Raw genomic sequence first — 17,894 nt, forward strand, 5'->3', positions numbered from 1 at the left:
TACCAAAAAACACGCTATAATAAAAGTCAAAATCCGGTTTTTGTTTCGTACATACGAATCTCGGCCCCATCGTCTTCTTTGATGATTCCATAGAACGTCCAGCCGCATTTTTCGTAGAATTTAGTATGGTCTGTGATGAGATATAGCTTTTCAAACCCAGCTGCTGAGGTTTCTTTTTTCGCAAAATTCATCAGCTTTTTCGCTAAACCTTGTTTTCGATAGGACGGTTCAACAAACAGCGCGCACAGGTTTGGAGTTAAATCCTTTCTCTGATGAAAGTCATTTTCGATGATACCTGCGCCGGCAATAGTACTCTCTTTCTCATCTAAAATAACAAACCATTTCGGAATTCCGACAGGATTACCAATATATGCTTTCATACTTTCCATGTATGCTTCTAAAGGCACGCCCCATTTGTCCGAAAACCAAGAGGCAGCTTCGACTAAAAGCTGTGGATTATCGCAAATTGTTTTGATTTCCATTTATATACACTACCTTCCATTTAAAACAAAAGGGACACAGAATTATCCATGCCCCTTGCTTATCTTTTTTATCAACATTGACAAAATCAAAATATTTTTCGTTTTTTGTCAATAAATCAGGTAAAAACACCTCAATTTCCCTCAATTTTCTCGAAGTTTTTGACAGAATTGACAAGAATCTTAGAATCTGTCAATTTTAGCAATGTTTTAACCCGATTTCTTTGACAGAATTGACTAAATCATGATTTTTTGTCAATTTTGTCAAGGCAGCCGCTGAGTCGATGCACAAACTTCTCGGATTACAATGTTCCACAGCTTATGCAGATTCTGCAGCTTGGTACTCTCGCAGTGCTTATCTCTTGTTATAAGCCTCGATTCCCAATCTGATCAGCTCTACTCCTCTTCTCATATCTGCCTGATTCAGCACGTATGCGATACGCATTTCATCTTTACCAAGACCTGGTGTTGCATAGAAACCTTCAGCAGGTGCGAACATAACAGTTTCGCCGTTATCTTCAAACTCAGTCAGAAGGAACATCAGGAAGTCTTCTACACTGTCCACAGGAAGTTTTGCAGTCATATAGAATGCGCCGCCAGGCTTTCTGCAAACAACGCCAGGAATCTTCATCAGTTCTTCGTATACGACGTCTCTTCTTCCGCAGTATTCAGCTTTTACTTCATCGTAGTAAGAAGCTGGCAGTTTAAACAGTGCAGCAGCGCCAACCTGGTCAACGGTGGATACGCAAAGTCTGCCCTGTGCAATCTTCATCACGCTCTGCATAAATTCCTGATTCTTGGAAACCAGCAGACCGATTCTTGCGCCGCAAGCGGAGAATCTCTTGGAAACGGAGTCAATGATGATAACTCTGTCTTCTACGTCCTTGACCTGACCGAAGGAAACGGCTTCTCTTCCGTCATAAGCAAATTCTCTGTATACTTCGTCCGCGATAATCCACAGGTCGTGTTCCTTTGCGATATCGCCGATCAACTGCATTTCTTCTTTAGTAAGTACAGTACCGGTTGGATTGCCTGGGTTAATGCAGCAGATAGCCTTAGTTTTTTCTGTAATCAGCGGTTCAATCTGCTCTCTCTTTGCATAATGATAGCCTTCCTCTGCTTTTGTAGTAATAGGAACAACCTTACCGCCTGCAGAAGTAGCAAATGTATGGTAGTTGGTATAGAACGGTTCTGCGATGAGAACTTCGTCGCCTTCGTTGAGAAGTGCCAGGAAAGTCATGGTCAGTGCTTCAGAACCACCGGTTGTAACGATCATATCGTTTCTGCCGATTTCCATACCGTAAGTTTTGAAGTAATCAGATACAGCGTCCTGCAGTTCAGTAATACCGCCGGATTCAGCATAAGCGATTACTTTGTTTTCATAAGCTCTGATTGCATCCATAAAGCATGCCGGTGTTTCTACGTCCGGCTGACCGATATTCAGGTGATAAACTTTCTTACCTGCGTCCTTTGCTTTCTGTGCAATCGGGTTGAATTTTCTGATTGGTGAAAACTGCATTGCTTCCACTTTGTTTGATAATTTCATTTCTCTCGATCTCCTTGTTTTCCTAAAAAATATACGTGCTTATTCTAACTCTGCATGAGAGTTTTCAACCACTTCTTGTATACATGATACATTATAACACATTTCCCTTGATTTGGAAAGATGTAAAAGATATTCTATATTACCTTTTGCGCCGGTAACCGGAGAAAATGTCAAACCATGGGCATATAAACCGTTAGCTTCCCCATAAGAAATCACATTTTCGATGACTTCTCTGTGAACATTTCGATCTCTGACAATACCCTTTTTGCCAACCTGCTCTCTTCCGGCTTCAAACTGCGGCTTTACGAGGCAGACGATCTCCCCGTCATCTGCAAGAACAGCAGCCGCCACAGGAAAAATTAACCGCAGAGAAATAAATGACACATCAATACTGATAAAATTGATAGGTTCTGCAATCAAATCGGTATCCAGATAGCGTACGTTACATTTTTCCATATTGACGACTCTCTCGTCATTTCGAAGTTTCCAGTCCAGCTGTCCATAGCCCACATCGATGGCATAAACTTTGGAAGCACCGTTTTGCAGCATGCAGTCGGTAAAGCCGCCAGTGGAGGCACCGATGTCCATGCAGACTGCCCCATTAAGCTGCAGATTAAAATGCCCCATAGACTTTTCAAGTTTCAAGCCGCCTCTGCTCACATAAGGACAGAGATTCTCTTTTACGAAAATCTCTGCCCCCGTATCTACCTGATTTCCCGCTTTATCGCTGCGCTGTCCATCGACATAGACAATCCCTGCCATGATGGCAGCTTTTGCCCGCTCGCGGGACTGATAATATCCTTTTTTTACTAATAAAATATCAAGCCTTTCTTTCAAGGTGTTCACAAATCCTTTCTGCAATGGACGCCGTATCAAGTCCGTACTTATGATACAAATCGTCACAGCTACCATGTTCTATAAACTGGGCAGGCCATCCAAAACTGAGTACATCACTGCACCCTGTCTCTGCCCGAAATCCTTCGCCAAAGCCTCCGGCAAGGAGATTATCTTCTAAGGTTACAATTGTTTTATTCTTTTCAAGGCAAGACAAATCCATCGGCTTTACACAGCCTACTTCGATGATGCCTGCTTCAATTCCTTTCTCCAAAAGAACCATCCGGACCTCCTCTGCAACAGTGGTCATCTTCCCCACTGCCCAGATATCAACGTCTTTACCTTTTGTCTTGCGTCGGTTTTCTCCGGCATACGGCATCAGATTTGCAGTATCAAAGTCGCAGACGCCTCTCGGATAGCGAATTGCTACAGGTGTACCAAGGGAGAGTGCATAACTCAGCATAGTGCAAAGCTGAGTACCGTCTCTTGGAGTCAACACGGTCATATTTGGAATCGATCTCAAATATGAAAGGTCGAAAACACCATGGTGTGTTTCTCCGTCCGCGCCTACAATCCCTGCCCTGTCGATGGCAAAGACTACTGGCAGTTTCTGCAGACAGACATCCTCAATAATCTGATCGTACCCTCTTTGCAAGAAAGAGGAATAGATGGCAACCACCGGCTTCATACCGGCTTTTGCAAGACCTGCTGCAAAGGTTACGCCATGAGCTTCTGCGATACCTACATCAAAAAATCTGGTCGGATATCGCTTTGCAAAAGCCCCGAGACCTGTAGCATCACACATGGCAGCAGAAATAGCAACAATTCGTTCGTCTTCCTCAGCAAGCCCCACTAAAGCACTGCCAAAGACTTTGGAGTAGGTTCGCTCCGCCTGCTGCAGAGCAGCGCCGGTTTCCGGATTGAAAGGTCCGATTCCGTGAAATTTATTGGGATTAATTTCCGCCGTCCGATAGCCTTTTCCTTTTTTTGTTATAATATGGATGAAAACTGGGCCGTCAATATTCTTTGCGATCTGCAGTACATCTAAAAGTTCCTCCAGATTATGTCCGTCCACCGGTCCCAAATAGGTAAATCCCAGTTCTTCAAAGATGACGCCCCCTGACAGCAACGCATATTTTACCCTGTCCTTTGCATGCGCCAAATTGGAACTGATATCGTTTCCGATGACAGGAATGCTGCCCAGTGCTTTCTTGATAGCTTTTTTTGCATGAAGATAACTGTTAGAGGTCCGAAGCTTCGACAGATGCTGCGATACGCCGCCAATGTTTCTTGAAATAGACATGCCGTTGTCGTTGAGCACCACAATCATTTTGGACTTAGAAGCTCCTACATTGTTCAATGCTTCATATGCCATACCGCCGGTGAGAGAACCATCACCGATGACTGCAATGACTTCATGGTCTTCGCCTTTTAGATCTCTCGCAGCAGCCATGCCCGCAGCAGCGGAAATCGAGGTACTGGAATGTCCAGTCTCATACACGTCGTGAACACTTTCCTTAGTCTTTGGAAATCCGCTGATTCCGCCCATCTGGCGCAAATGGTCGAATTCTGAGGCGCGTCCGGTTAAAATTTTGTGTACGTAGGACTGGTGCCCTACATCCCAAATAATTTTGTCCTTCGGGCTGTCAAAGACCTTGTGCAAAGCAATCGTTAGTTCCACTACGCCAAGATTGGAGGCCAAATGGCCTCCCGTCTTTGATACCTTATCTAATAAAAAATCCCGTATAGCATAACTCAAAAGAGACAGCTCATCCTTGTCCATCTTTTTCAGGTCGTCCGGAAACTGATACTGTTCCAGTTCATTACTCATTCAAATTCTCCGTTTTATCCTTTATTTTGTGCGGTTTTCCAGTCTCAAAACCAAATCTCTGAAAAACTCCGCATTGTCGTAATATTTTTCAATGGATTCCACAGCGTTTATGGTCAATTCTTTGAGGCGCTGCTCTGAAGCCTCCATGCCGTTTAAGGCAACATAGGTAATTTTTTCACATTCTGCGTCTTTTCCGGTGTTTTTGCCCAGTTCTTCTACATTGCCTTTGATGTCTAAAATATCGTCGGCAATCTGGTAAGCAAGCCCCAGATTCTCCGCATAGCAGGTCAAATCTTTCATCATCTCTTCGTCAGCGCCGCCAAGGTAAAGTCCTGCTCTGATGGCTGCTACAATCAGGGCTCCTGTTTTATTGATGTGAATGTATTCCAGCATTTCGTTGGAGCATTGTTTGTGTTCGGAGTCTATATCCGAAGCCTGCCCTGCGACCATGCCCTGCACGCCGGAGTGCTTGACGATGGTGTAGGATGCGTTGATACGTTTTTTTAACTCCTTCATATTATCAAAGAACAAGAACATGTCCTTGCTCATAATTTCAAAAGCAGTGGTCAGAAGACCGTCCCCGGCAAGTACCGCAATGCCGTCGCCAAAGACCTTGTGATTGGTCGGAATGCCGCGGCGTAAATCATCGTTATCCATAGCCGGCAAATCGTCATGAATTAAGGAATAGGTGTGAATGTACTCGATAGCGCAGGCATAAGGCAATGCGTCTTTTGCGTTTCCACCTGCAAACTCACAGGCAGCTAAAAGCAGCACAGACCGTATCCGCTTTCCGCCAGCCATCAAGGAATACTTCATTGAGTCATAGAGAACGCTGCTCTTGGTGTCAATGCTCGGCATAAAATCCAATAGGTACTCGTTAATCATTTCTTTGTATTCATCATAATTTTCTCGCATCATGGGTTACACCTCTCCTTCAAAGGTTTCGATTTTCTGTTTCGCTTGTTCCAAAATATCGCTGCAGGTTTTGTAATACTTCATGCCTTCCTCATAACAGGAAATGGCTTCTTCAAGGCTTGTCTCTTGAGATTTGATTTTTTCTGCCATAGTCTGCAGTTCACGCAACGCCTTTTCAAAATTCCCCTGATTCATCGCTGGTTTCCTCCTATTTCTGTAATCCTGCATTTGGCAAAACCGTCCTGCAGGGTAATTTTATATTCTTGCTTTTCGCAAAGCTGGCTGATTGCGGAAATGACTTTACCATCCTCATCTGTAAGGACGCTGTAGCCATTTTCCAGAATCTGCGTTGGATTGTTCTCCTCAAGAAGCAGTTTGGACTGTGTAAGCTCATTCTCCAGCTTGGCAATCTGCCCATTTAAGCAGTTTTTCATCTCCTTTGCCAGATTGTCGATGAGCAGCCTGTGATACATCAGCTTGTTGGAAAGCTGAATGTAGAGATGTTCCTTTAAATCTTCCATTTGCTTTCGCATTTGCTCCGTATCGGGTACAACAAGCTGCGCCGCTGCGGTCGGAGTCTCAGCCCGCAAATCCGCCACAAGATCAGCTATGGTGAAGTCTATTTCGTGTCCCACAGCAGAGATAATAGGAATTTCCGAGCGATAAATGGCTCTCGCCACGTTTTCCTCGTTAAATGCCCAAAGGTCATCGGCAGAGCCGCCGCCCCTTCCTACAATCAGTGTATCGATATCATCAAAATTCTCATTGATATAGTCAAGCATAGCGGCAATATCCGCAGAAGCCGCCTCTCCCTGCACAAGCACCGGAAAGATCATCACATCGACAAGGTGATTGCGGCCTTTTAAGATTTTGAGAATATCCTTGACCGCCGCTCCCGTGGCAGAAGTTACAATGCCGATTTTGTTCGGATACTTTGGTATAGGTTTCTTGTGGGACTGGTCAAAGAGTCCTTCCTTGCTCAGCTTTTCTTTCATCTTTTCAAAGGCGATAGCAAGGTTTCCCTCCCCTGAAACCTCCACGATTTTTACGTAGAGAGAATAAGTGCCATTCTTTTTAAAGACACTGACACTGCCGGTCAAGGTCACTTCCATGCCGTCTTCCAGTGGATAATGCAAGCTCATGGCGTAATCCCGTGGTAAAAAACAGTTGATTTTGCTCGTCGCGTCTATAATGGAAAAGTACACATGTCCGCTGCCGTGATACTTCAAATTGGAAATTTCACCTTTCACTACTACAGCGCCAAGAAGCGGATCCGTGCCGATTACCCGGGAAATATATTCATTCAGTTGTGAAACAGTTACCGGTTTTAAAGCCATTGTTTCTTTCCTCCAAGGAGCGCAATGCCTGCCGCATTGTCGGTACAAAGCGCTGGTTCACCGAAGTGAATCTGCATCTTTGAAAGCTTTGTTTCTAAATTTTTTCGTATCAGACTGCTTGCTGAAACACCGCCAGCAAAGAGAATGCTTTCCGTCTGATAGGTGTTTACAAGATATAGACTCATATCACAAATCGCCTCAGAAATTCTTTGAAACAACATAGGAATCAGAACTTCCGGCGCTGTTTCTGTAAGGCTTCTCTGGCATCTTGTCTCTATGCCCGAAAGATTGATATATCCTTCTTCACATTTGATTTTAGGCAGGAAATTATCCTTAACCTGTCCGTCGGCAGCCTGTGCTGCCACTGCTATTTCGTCCAAAGACTGACCACATGGAAATTCCATGCCCAGTGCAACGCCTACCCTGTCCAGCACTTGCCCAAAGGCTAAATCCTTTGAACCACCTACGATGGAAATTCCATCTTCGCTCACCAGCAGCGCCTCCGTGGTGCCGCCGGAAAAATGAAAAGAAATAAAGCGATTCGCCTCTGCAAGCGGCGAACGCCAGCGCGCTGCTTCGATATGCCCTTCCTGATGGGAAAAGGTATAACACGGCACGCCAAGAGCCGCTGCGATGGATTTTGCTGTAGAAAGCCCCGCCAAAAAGCAAGGCATATAGGAGCCATCTACAGGTCTTGGCTTTTCCGACACGCTGATGCAGGCAATTTCTGCTTCTTCTTCCCGGCGCAGCTTTGCTAAAGTTTCAAAGGTTTCTTCAAGGAGATGCGGCAGATTCTGCACATGCTGAAAAAGCGCCGCCGACTGCCTCAGCCCCCGCTCACCTTTCTTTACAGTCAGATACTGCTGCAGATTGGATAAAATTTCGCCGCTATGGTCTGTCAGGGCTACAGAAGTCTTATAATTGCTGGTGTCAATGCCAAGAGACAGCTTACGCATGTTCTTCCTCGTAAGACACTGCAGCAGGTTCTGCTGCCAGTTCCTCTGCAATTCTTCCCAAAATGCCGTTGACATATTTTCCTGAATCATCGGTTCCATATTTTTTCGCTAAGTCTACAGCCTCATTGATGGATACTGCCGCAGGAACTTTACCATAGCGCATCTCGCATACTGCAAGACGCAGCACCGCAAGGTCGGTCTTTGGCATTCTTTCGATTTTCCATTTTGTGCTGTACTTTCTAAGTAAATCGTCAACTTCGTCTTTTTTGTTGCATAGCAGCGAATGTAGCTCATTGCAGTATTCCTTCTGGTCTCTGATCTTCTCCTGACTCATGAAATCAGTTCTACTGTTTACATCAAAATCTCCACAGGCTTCCATCTGAAAAAAAACCTGCATCATAAATTCTCTGGCTTCTGTTCTTGTCATCTAGTTCTTATCTTCCTCTCCGGGCAGGCTCACGCCCTGTACATGTATGTTTACTTCTTTTACTTTCAGACCTGTGACTGATTCAATCTCGCTCTTGACATGGCTCTGAATATCCCAGGCAAGCTGAGGTATCTTGACTCTGTACGCTACGATGACGTAAACGTCCAGAGAAATTCCTTCTTCGTCGCGGGACAGCTTAATCCCTTTGCCTTCCGGCTCTTTTCCCAAAATATTGATGGAAAGATTATCTGTAAAACCTCCGGCAAGCTGACATACGCCTTCAATCTGCAAAGCGGCGCTGGCCGCACAAGCTGTAATCACATCGTCAGAAATCTTAACGGTGCCAATATTTTCTTCCTGCATACGTAACCTCTATTCATTCAAAATTTGTCATCGGCAGCGCCGGTATAAATCTCTGCATTCATTATATCATTATTCAGAGACCTTCGCAATGTTTCGGGGAAAGAAAACCACAGGCATACTTGCGAAATTAAGATTGCACAAACCCCCTGGTTTGCATGCGCTTTAGATGAAAATAGCAGGGTTTAACTTATACGAGAATTACATTAGAAAAATGTATAAGAAATTCTTTAAAACTTAACCGAAAATCTAAGAATCTGAGAAAAATGTATAAGTTTGTTGTGATAATCGGGTCAATTGAGCCCATTTTAGTGATAAAACTTTCCATTTACGTAAAATTACCGTATGCAAATTCACATATCTTGCGGATTATGCAAGTTACACCAACGATATTGACTATAGATTTATACATTTTTGAAGGAAAATCTTAAGGCAGGTTAAAATCCTTTTTTGCCTACCCAAATGATTTGCCTCTCTCAAACACATCTTATGGATTCAGCTATGTAAAAAAGCCACATTGTCTTGGTGTGGCTTTTTGATTTTATTTATATTATTTATATAAGTATTTGCTATTATTTGGAAAATGCTTTAGTAGTTACTTTGAATAATAATCTTATCGGCACCTCTGCCTGTTTCTGCCATGACAATATTGCAGATTTTCGCTACAGTGTTTTGTGTCAGTTCCTGCTCATCGACAGTAACGGTGATGGTGCTTTCTGTGATGATAACAAGGCATTCCGGCAGATTTTTGCTGCTAATCAGACTTTCAATAGAAACCTCCTGTTCCATATATTTGGTCAGTTTTTCTTTGTTTGCCACCGCGTTATTCTTCTCTGCGTCGTTAGTGGAATTCTTGATGGTGCTGTCATAGCCTGCAATCAGTTCATTTCTTTCAAGATCTAGTTTTGCTCTTTTTTCCGCAAAGGTATTGCCCTTTGTAGCGGCATCTCCTTCGCCATCTTCCTCATTCACGTCATCCCCTGCAGTTTTTTCAGTCTTTTCACTGTCTCCATCAGTACTGCTTTCAGAACTTGAATCCTCCTCAACCTGTGCAATGTTGCGGCTGTCCACAAGAACATCTCCGTCGTGAAGTGGAATATTGTTGGCTTTGACTTCCGTCACAACAAGTCCTGCACAAAATACCAAGGCTAAAGCGGCAACTGCCACATTTTCTTTCTTATTAAAAAATCCTTTTAAATCTAGTTTAAATTTCTTTTTCATCTTTCTCAATCCTCCTGACTTTTTTCAAATACCATTACGCTGGAAACCGGCAAATCAAATAAGGTTGCTACCCCTTTTACAATATCATTTTTTACTACGGGGTCACTTGCACCCTCAGCAGTTACGATCACTCCGGTTACCGCACGATTCTCATCGTACTCCATCATCACATTGACATCACCCACTCCTTTGATTTCCGATAAAAAGCTGCACAGCATGGTTTCTGTGGCGCCATCGTCATCGGTCACCTGCTTTCTGCTGTCGTTGTCATCAGTTAAAACGCTCATAGTCAAAAGAAATACCGAGGCGATAAGCAAAAGCGTAATGATCTTGACTATGGTATCTTTTGTGATTTTTAGCTTCTCAAACATAATACCCTCTCTTAAAAAATATTTTTTATCTGTCTATTTATTCCAAAAAACTTGCCAGCGGTGATAAAATTGTCGCCAGTACGATGATAGAAAAAATAAACTTCAGATACTTTGCCATGGAACTTTCTGGCAGCAAAATCTCCAGAAAGGTAATCGCTAAAATTACGATGAAAATGTCTTTGACCCATGCTGTAATCACGCTCATATGCTGCCTCCGAGACGAATAATGGATGTAATAAAAATGATAAACAAAAGTGATGCAAAGAACACGATAGCGCCCATGGTAACAAGACACGTGCCAATGTCTGAAACCCCTGCGGCAATTTTCTTTGAGGCGACCGGTTCAATCAGCAGCGCCGTCACTTTATATATGACAGAAATTGCCATGATTTTTAGTATAGGAATCAGCATAAGGGATACAATGAGGAGAATTCCAAAAATCCCTACAATTCCTTTAATTGATCCCATGCACTTGATAAAAAGCTCCACAGTGTCTGCAGTAAACCCACCGACGATGGGAATAAACGCATCCAAGGAATATTTTGCCGTTCCCATAATCAGGCTGTCCGAAGTCTGTGTAATAAGCCCCTGCACAGCGACAATTCCCGACATTAGCGTCAGCACCAGTCCGGTCACAAAGAGCGCCGCCTGTCTCAGAAATTTAGATAAATGGTTTACGTAATCTTTTTCTGTTAAACAATTGAGCAAACTGAGTACCGTCGATAGAAACAGTGCCGGCAGCACGATGTTCTTTAGAATCGATTCAAAAATCGTAATCGCAGTCAATATCAACGGACTCATAATTGTTCCACCCGTCACCTGTCCCATGGAAATGAGTATGGTTATGAGCACTGGGAGCAAAAGCTCCATCGTGTATGTAATCGTTGCAATCGCGTCAATGGTCATCTGGTAGATGGTCTGAAAATTGCTGACAGCAAGACCGATGATGACGATGCTGCAGACAAGACTTGCAATCTCCGTGACACCTTTTTTTCCAAAGGAGCCAGATAGATTTTTAAGAAGACCGATGACGATGCAGACGGTCAGTATTTCCACACCCACCACCAGTGCCGCCTTTAATTCATAGAGAAACAGCGCCTTTAAACTGGAAATCATATCCTCTGAACTAAAAATGCTCTCCCCATTTAGTGTTGCGTCTACGATTTTATCCAGCGTAAAGTAATCAGAAATTCCCCCGGATAGACCGCTGGCATAATCAGAAAGCGAGTCAGTCTGCTTCTCATCGACGATTTTTTTCATCTGTTCCTTTAAAATTTCATCAAATTCCATAGTTTATAACAGTTCCTCCACCAGACTGATAATCGACACAAATACCGGAATCGCAACACAAAAGATAATCACCTTTCCCGCCAGTTCTACCTTTGCGCCGATCGATGTCTCCCCCGCATCTTTGCAAAGCTGCGAAGTGAATTCGGTAACGTAAGCAATGACGAGAACCTTTATAATAATGGGAAAATATCCTTTTCCGTATTCCAGTTTCTCGTACAGCCCCGATACATACGCCACAGCATATTTCAAGCTGTCAATCATAAAATAGAGAATCAAAATACTGCATGCGATGACCACGTAAATCCCAAACTCCGGCTTATAGCTCTTTACCAGTGTAATCAGTGCCACTGCAAGAAGCGCAAGCATGGCAATTTTTAATATTTCCATCACTAAAATTCCATAAAGACTTTCATCGTTTCAAAGAATTCTGCCAGCATTTTGACGATAATTACCAGCACAATGATTACACCAGCAAGCGTTGTCATCATTGCCATTTCATCCTTTCCTGCCTTAACCAGAATCTGATTCACCAGCGCTATACAAATGCCGATACCTGCAATTTTGAAAATAATACTGATTTCCAATGTCTTTTCCCCCTTTGTTTTATATCTATATCAGTGCAATGGCGATTACAAGACCTGCCGAAAAACCCAGTCTTTCATACATTTTCCCTTTAGAATCAATCCACCTCTGCGCCTCCTCAATCTGCTCATCAAGCTGCCTGTGTAAAAGCAGAAAGTGCTCCTGCTGCCTCTTGAAATCGCTTTGTCCAAGAAAATCTGCGCATTTCTTCATGAGTACTACATCCTGCTCAGTAACAGGAAGACTTTCATATACGAAATCCACCGAATCTTTCCAAAGTTCTCCCATGTCTCTGCCGCTTGTCAAATAGCTGGTCAGGCAATTTCTCAGAAGGAGCCCACATGCGCCTTCGTTTTCCGCCGACAGACGCTCAAAAATCTGCGGAAGCGGTTCCTTAAAATAGCTGATTTCTGTGGAAATGTGGAGAAGCAGGCTTTTGAATTCAAGAAGCAGCTGTTTTCGATCTTTGATATCTCGTGCTTTTAACAGTCCGATTGCACCACAGCCTATGACGCCCAGAAATAGTCCAATTATCTTAACCATGGCAAATCTCCTTTACTGTTCCGATAACTGGCTGATCTGTGAGAAATATAATGTAATCAAAAGAATTCCCTTCAACAATTTCCCAAACTCCTGTTTTTTTCAAATCCTCCATGCAGCTTCCGTGCATGGAACAGATTACCTTTACACCGCTTCCGCTGCAGCTTCTGATTGCGTCTGCGTCTGCCTTTGTTCCGATTTCATCTGTAATGAGAAGCTGAGGAGACATGGCACGAACCATCATCTGCATAGCCGATGCCTTTGGACAGCCATCCAGCACATCCACCGCATTTCCAAAAGTATAAGCGCTGATGCCGCCGGACATACCAGCAATTTCAGAGCGCTCATCACAAATACCGACCTTAATACCCTGCAGACTGATATTTCTTGCTAAATCCCGGAGCAATGTAGTCTTACCACAGCCTGGAGGCGAGACAATGAGCAGATTGCAAAGATTCCCCTGTTCATTAAAGACGTAAGGCATGATTTTGTCGCTGCAGCCTATAATCTCTCTGGAATAACGAATGTTGAGAGAACTGATATCACGAATCAGAGTAACCTTCCCATCCTCCACCACTGCTTTGCCGCAAAGACCCACCCGATGTCCGCCATCAATAGTAATGAAGCCTTTTGCGATATCATCTTCGTAAGCATAATAGGAAAATTTCATCAGATTATTTAAGAGACTGTGAATTTGTCCGCCGGTGATATAGCCCTTCAGCAAGTACTGATTTTTCCCTGCGTAAAGCTGTACCGGTTTTCCCCGGTACACTCGAATTTCGTTGATTTCCTCCTGTATTTCCGATGCAAGCCCGCCAATCTGCCGCTGGACTTCTACAGGAAAGCATTGAAACACTTTCTCAAAATGATTCATAAAAAATACCTGTCCTTTCTCTAATACTATATGAGTAGGACAGGCAAATATGATTAAAATTTGCGTATGAGATTTTATCTTTTTCTAGCCTTCACTTTCGCTGCGGCTTCTTCCCAAAGTATTTTTTCTTCTTCCGTTTCCGGTATGTATGCAGGCACTTTCTGAGGTCTTCCGGCTTTGTTCATGGAAACCATAGTAAAATGAGCACACAGAGCTTTTTCTGGACCATTTCCGGATTCCATGTCTTCAGAATCTACGCGCACGTAAACGTCCATAGAAGTGTTTCCTACGTATGCAATGGTTGCAGTGCAGGTTACCAGTGCCCCGACAAAAATCGGCAGGTGGAAAATCAGTTCGTCCACTCTAGCTGTAACACAGTTACTTCTTGCATATTTCATAGCGCAAGCTCCTGCTGCTGTATCCATAAATTTCATAATTTCACCACCGTGTACATTGCCTGCTACATTGGCTTGATGCGGCAGCATAACTTGGCTCATAACAACTTGATACCTTGTATCCATATATAAAACCTCTCTTTCTTTATAAAAATCAGCCTCCGAAAGCTTTTGGCAGGCGGAGGCTAATTCTAACTCTAATTTAACCTATTCATATTTTACTTAAAATATTCTACAGCAGCGCAGAACATACCCATGTCGAAGTCACCCGGCACGTTTTTGTAAAGATTTGCACCGATTCTTTCGGAGTGTCCCATCTTGCCCAGTACTCTGCCGTCAGGTGAAGTGATACCTTCGATAGCGAAGTAAGAACCATTTGGATTGTACTGAATATCCGAAGTAACGTTTCCTTCAAGATCCACATACTGGGTGATAATCTGACCGTTTTCAGCAAGGTCACGAATTAGCGTTTCTGAAGCGATAAATCTTCCCTCACCGTGGGAAATCGGAACGGTATAAATCTGATCAGGTGTTGTATTTGCAAGCCATGGAGACTTATTGGAAGCAATTCTTGTTCTGACCAGTTTAGACTGGTGGCGGCTGATTTCGTTGAAAGTCAGTGTCGGGCAGTTTTCATCGGTATCGATGATTTTGCCATAAGGTACAAGTCCCAGTTTGATTAGCGCCTGGAATCCATTGCAGATACCCAGCATTAAACCGTCTCTGTTGTTCAGTAAATCGGTCACGGCCTCCTTTACTTCCTGATTTCTAAAGAATGCAGTGATAAACTTTCCGGAACCGTCCGGTTCATCGCCGCCGGAGAAACCGCCCGGAATAAAGATAATCTGGGATTCACGCACCTTTGCGGCGAAATCTTCTACGGATTTTGCAATAGAAGCAGCAGTCAGGTTGTTTACAACGAAAATCTCAGCCTCTGCGCCAGCGTCACGGAATGCCTTTGCAGAGTCATATTCACAGTTGGTGCCTGGAAATACCGGAATCAATACCTTTGGCACATCAACCTTTACCTTAGCATGAGGTCTTTCTGTAGCCTCATAACGGAAAGTTTCAAGCTTGCTGCTTTCAGTTTCAATGTTGCAAGTGTAAATAGACTCCAGCTTATCCTCATAAATCTTACAAAGATCAGTAAGCGCAAGAGATTCAGCGCCATAAGTGATGGTCTTTTCTGCTGTCGTTTTACCAAGGGTAATCACAGAAAATCCGTCTGCAGAGATTTCAACTTCTCCTTCCAGTTCGGCAACAAAGCCGCCGTACTGATAGCCGAAGATGGTTTCCATATCCACAGAATCATAGGCAAAACCGATATCATTACCCATAGCCATTTTCAATATGGCTTCCGCAACACCACCAAATCCTGGTGTGTAAGCGCTGACAATTTTACCGTCTGAGATAAGTCTGTGGACCGTTTCGTAAATTTCTTTCAGACTTTCAGCCTTTGGGAGACCTTCTTTGTCTTTTTCCGGAGTAAACATAATAATATTATTGTCTACCTGTTTGAACTCCGGAGAAATTATCGTTTTAACATTACCTGTAGTAACTGCAAAAGATACTAGCGTTGGTGGAACGTCGATGTTTTCAAAGGTTCCGCTCATGGAGTCTTTACCGCCAATCGCCGCCACGCCCAGCTCCTTCTGCGCTTTGAATGCGCCCAGAACTGCAGCCATCGGTTTGCCCCACCGCATCGCATCTCTCATCGGCTTTTCAAAGTATTCCTGGAAGGAAAGGTATACATCCTCAAAGGATGCGCCAGCAGCAATCAGTTTGGATACGGATTCCACCACTGCCAGATACGCACTGTGATAAGGGCTTGCCTCTGCAATATACGGGTTATAGCCCCAGGACATCAGTGAGCAGGTGTCAGTGTGTCCCTTTTCTACAGAAATCAAGTTTACCATTGCCTGATTCGGCGTTCTTTGTCTAATACCGCCAAAGGGCATTAAGACAGTGCCTGCGCCGATGGTGGAGTCAAAACGCTCGGATAAGCCTCTTTTAGAGCAGACGTTTAAGTCTCCTGCCAGAGCCTTATATGTTTGCACAAAGTCACCGCTGACTTTTTTTTCAAAGTTCTCGTGCATTGGGATTTCAATATCAATGTGTTTTTCTGCACCGTTGGTGTCAAGAAAAGCTCTGGAAATATTTACAATCGGCTTATCGTTCCAGAAAATCTTTAAATATGGATTTTCCTTTACCTCTGCTACAACTGTGGCTTCCAGATTTTCAGAAACAGCCAGTTCACAGAAACGCTCTACATCACTTTCAGCAACGACAACAGCCATTCTTTCCTGAGATTCACTGATGGCAAGCTCAGTTCCGTCAAGACCATCGTATTTCTTCGGCACTGCGTTCAGGTTAATCTCAAGACCATCAGCCAGTTCTCCGATAGCAACAGATACTCCACCTGCGCCAAAGTCGTTACAGCGCTTAATCAGTTTGGAAGCCTCCGGATTTCTAAAGAGTCTCTGCAGCTTTCTTTCTTCCGGTGCATTACCCTTCTGTACCTCAGCGCCGCAGCTTTCCAAAGATTCAGTTGTGTGGGACTTGGAGGAGCCGGTTGCACCACCGCAGCCGTCACGACCGGTTTTTCCGCCCAAGAGAATAACTCTGTCAGTATCAACAGGTCTCTCTCTGCGTACGTTTTCAGCAGGCGCTGCAGCAATTACTGCACCGATTTCCATTCTCTTAGCCACGTAGCCTGGGTGATAAAGTTCATCTACCTGCCCTGTAGCAAGCCCAATCTGGTTGCCGTAGGAACTGTATCCGTTGGCAGCAGTTGTTACGATCTTTCTCTGCGGAAGTTTTCCTTCCATAGTTTCAGAAACTGGCTTTAACGGGTCAGCTGCACCAGTAACACGCATAGCAGAATATACATAGCTTCTTCCTGAAAGCGGGTCTCTGATGGCACCGCCAACACAGGTTGCAGCACCGCCAAAAGGCTCGATCTCAGTCGGATGGTTGTGAGTTTCGTTCTTAAATAAAAGCAGCCACTTTTCTGTTCCGCCGTCGACATCTACATCGATCTTTACGGTGCAGGCGTTGATTTCTTCAGATTCGTCCAGTTTATCCAGTAAGCCGTGCTTTTTCAGGTATTTTGCGGCAATAGTGCCGATATCCATCAGATTAATCGGCTTGGTTCTGCCTAGTTCCTCACGGGTTTTGATGTATTCTTCATAGGTTTCCTGCACTGCAGGATCTTCAAACTTGACACTGTCAATCGTTGTGTTGAAGGTGGTATGTCTGCAGTGATCGGACCAGTAAGTATCGATTACCCTGATTTCCGTAATAGTCGGATTTCTGTCTTCACTTTTAAAGTACTCCTGACAGAATTTTAAATCGCCCAAATCCATGGCAAGTCCGTAGTCTTTTAGAAATTCCAAAAGTCCAGCTTCGTCAAGTTCATTGAAGCCGTTTAAAACCGCAACTTCTGTCGGAATTTCGTAGTCCACTTTCAGGGTGTCAAAGTTTTCCAAGGTCGCTTCTCTCGCTTCCACCGGGTTGATGACATACTTCTTAATTTCAGCAAGTTCTGCCTCGGTCAAAGAACCTTGCAGCAGGTACACTTTAGCGGTTCTGACTGCCGGTCTTTCGCCTTTTGAAATAATCTGGATACATTCCGCAGCAGAATTTGCTCTCTGGTCAAACTGTCCCGGCAGGAATTCTACCGCGAAAACATGATCCGCCCCTGCAAAATCCAAGGTTTCAAAGGTGTCGTCTACCTGCGGCTCAGAAAACACAGTGCTTACAGCATAGTCAAATAGTTCTCTGTCCAAGTTTTCAACGTCATAGCGGTTTACAATCCGCAAATCCTGCAAATTCTGAATCTGCAGCAGTTTTACGATATCGTTTTTTAAAGACGCTGCTTCATGGGCGAAAGCTTTTTTCTTTTCAACATATATTCTATAAACCATAATTCTCCCT

The 17,894-nt window shown here is 43.9% G+C and carries 20 protein-coding genes; all 20 read right to left on the reverse strand.

The window, feature by feature from the left end; genetic code table 11:
- Nucleotides 1–26: 26 nt before the first annotated feature.
- On the reverse strand, nt 27–482 hold the full coding sequence (locus tag NFR88_RS12580) for a GNAT family N-acetyltransferase (protein ID WP_251616429.1): 456 nt from the start codon (nt 480–482) through the stop codon (nt 27–29).
- A 352-nt stretch (nt 483–834) separates the two neighbouring features.
- On the reverse strand, nt 835–2,025 hold the full coding sequence (locus NFR88_RS12585) for a pyridoxal phosphate-dependent aminotransferase (RefSeq protein ID WP_160201431.1): 1,191 nt from the start codon (nt 2,023–2,025) through the stop codon (nt 835–837).
- 39 nt (nt 2,026–2,064) lie between these two features.
- Nucleotides 2,065–2,862 carry a TlyA family RNA methyltransferase gene (locus NFR88_RS12590; RefSeq protein WP_251616488.1) on the reverse strand — a complete coding sequence of 266 codons (798 nt, stop codon included), beginning with the start codon at nt 2,860–2,862 and terminating at the stop codon, nt 2,065–2,067.
- Nucleotides 2,846–4,690, reverse strand: a complete 1,845-nt coding sequence (gene dxs, locus NFR88_RS12595; RefSeq protein WP_251616439.1) for a 1-deoxy-D-xylulose-5-phosphate synthase — start codon at nt 4,688–4,690, stop codon at nt 2,846–2,848. The genes NFR88_RS12590 and dxs overlap by 17 nt, the downstream gene beginning before the upstream one ends.
- 21 nt (nt 4,691–4,711) lie before the next feature.
- Entirely contained in the window at nt 4,712–5,608 is an 897-nt protein-coding gene (locus NFR88_RS12600; protein WP_243151181.1) for a polyprenyl synthetase family protein, read from the reverse strand.
- A 3-nt stretch (nt 5,609–5,611) separates the two neighbouring features.
- A complete protein-coding gene (xseB, locus tag NFR88_RS12605) occupies nt 5,612–5,800 on the reverse strand; it encodes an exodeoxyribonuclease VII small subunit (RefSeq protein WP_161908503.1) in 189 nt (62 codons plus the stop codon).
- Entirely contained in the window at nt 5,797–6,942 is a 1,146-nt protein-coding gene (gene xseA / locus NFR88_RS12610; protein WP_161908502.1) for an exodeoxyribonuclease VII large subunit, read from the reverse strand. Before xseA ends, xseB begins: the two co-directional genes overlap by 4 nt.
- Complete coding sequence (locus NFR88_RS12615; RefSeq protein ID WP_161908501.1) at nt 6,933–7,898, reverse strand: tRNA (adenosine(37)-N6)-threonylcarbamoyltransferase complex transferase subunit TsaD; 966 nt, start codon at nt 7,896–7,898, stop codon at nt 6,933–6,935. Before NFR88_RS12615 ends, xseA begins: the two co-directional genes overlap by 10 nt.
- Nucleotides 7,891–8,325, reverse strand: a complete 435-nt coding sequence (gene nusB / locus NFR88_RS12620) for a transcription antitermination factor NusB (RefSeq protein ID WP_161908500.1) — start codon at nt 8,323–8,325, stop codon at nt 7,891–7,893. Before nusB ends, NFR88_RS12615 begins: the two co-directional genes overlap by 8 nt.
- The gene (locus NFR88_RS12625) at nt 8,326–8,688 is read right to left on the reverse strand and encodes an Asp23/Gls24 family envelope stress response protein (RefSeq protein WP_160201424.1); all 363 of its coding nucleotides are present in this window, start codon (nt 8,686–8,688) and stop codon (nt 8,326–8,328) included.
- Between the two features lie 585 nt (nt 8,689–9,273).
- Nucleotides 9,274–9,906, reverse strand: coding sequence for a SpoIIIAH-like family protein (locus NFR88_RS12630; RefSeq protein WP_251616442.1), 633 nt, complete (start codon nt 9,904–9,906; stop codon nt 9,274–9,276).
- A gap of 5 nt (nt 9,907–9,911) precedes the next feature.
- Entirely contained in the window at nt 9,912–10,277 is a 366-nt protein-coding gene (locus tag NFR88_RS12635) for a hypothetical protein (protein ID WP_160201421.1), read from the reverse strand.
- A 37-nt stretch (nt 10,278–10,314) separates the two neighbouring features.
- A complete protein-coding gene (locus NFR88_RS12640; protein ID WP_160201420.1) occupies nt 10,315–10,482 on the reverse strand; it encodes a stage III sporulation protein AF in 168 nt (55 codons plus the stop codon).
- Nucleotides 10,479–11,567, reverse strand: coding sequence for a stage III sporulation protein AE (locus NFR88_RS12645; protein WP_160201419.1), 1,089 nt, complete (start codon nt 11,565–11,567; stop codon nt 10,479–10,481). Before NFR88_RS12645 ends, NFR88_RS12640 begins: the two co-directional genes overlap by 4 nt.
- A 3-nt stretch (nt 11,568–11,570) precedes the next feature.
- Complete coding sequence (locus NFR88_RS12650; RefSeq protein ID WP_160201418.1) at nt 11,571–11,954, reverse strand: SpoIIIAC/SpoIIIAD family protein; 384 nt, start codon at nt 11,952–11,954, stop codon at nt 11,571–11,573.
- A 2-nt stretch (nt 11,955–11,956) separates the two neighbouring features.
- On the reverse strand, nt 11,957–12,151 hold the full coding sequence (gene spoIIIAC, locus NFR88_RS12655; protein WP_160201417.1) for a stage III sporulation protein AC: 195 nt from the start codon (nt 12,149–12,151) through the stop codon (nt 11,957–11,959).
- A gap of 25 nt (nt 12,152–12,176) precedes the next feature.
- A complete protein-coding gene (locus tag NFR88_RS12660; protein WP_160201416.1) occupies nt 12,177–12,692 on the reverse strand; it encodes a stage III sporulation protein AB in 516 nt (171 codons plus the stop codon).
- Nucleotides 12,685–13,563: a stage III sporulation protein AA gene (gene spoIIIAA / locus NFR88_RS12665; protein ID WP_251616445.1), complete on the reverse strand. Its 879-nt coding sequence runs from the start codon at nt 13,561–13,563 to the stop codon at nt 12,685–12,687. The genes NFR88_RS12660 and spoIIIAA overlap by 8 nt, the downstream gene beginning before the upstream one ends.
- A 74-nt stretch (nt 13,564–13,637) precedes the next feature.
- On the reverse strand, nt 13,638–14,084 hold the full coding sequence (locus NFR88_RS12670; RefSeq protein ID WP_161908497.1) for an acyl-CoA thioesterase: 447 nt from the start codon (nt 14,082–14,084) through the stop codon (nt 13,638–13,640).
- A gap of 92 nt (nt 14,085–14,176) precedes the next feature.
- Nucleotides 14,177–17,884 carry a phosphoribosylformylglycinamidine synthase gene (locus tag NFR88_RS12675; RefSeq protein ID WP_251616449.1) on the reverse strand — a complete coding sequence of 1,236 codons (3,708 nt, stop codon included), beginning with the start codon at nt 17,882–17,884 and terminating at the stop codon, nt 14,177–14,179.
- Nucleotides 17,885–17,894 lie beyond the last annotated feature (10 nt).

It is taken from the genome of Senimuribacter intestinalis (assembly GCF_943192965.1).
Taxonomy (GTDB): domain Bacteria; phylum Bacillota; class Clostridia; order Peptostreptococcales; family Anaerovoracaceae; genus Senimuribacter; species Senimuribacter intestinalis.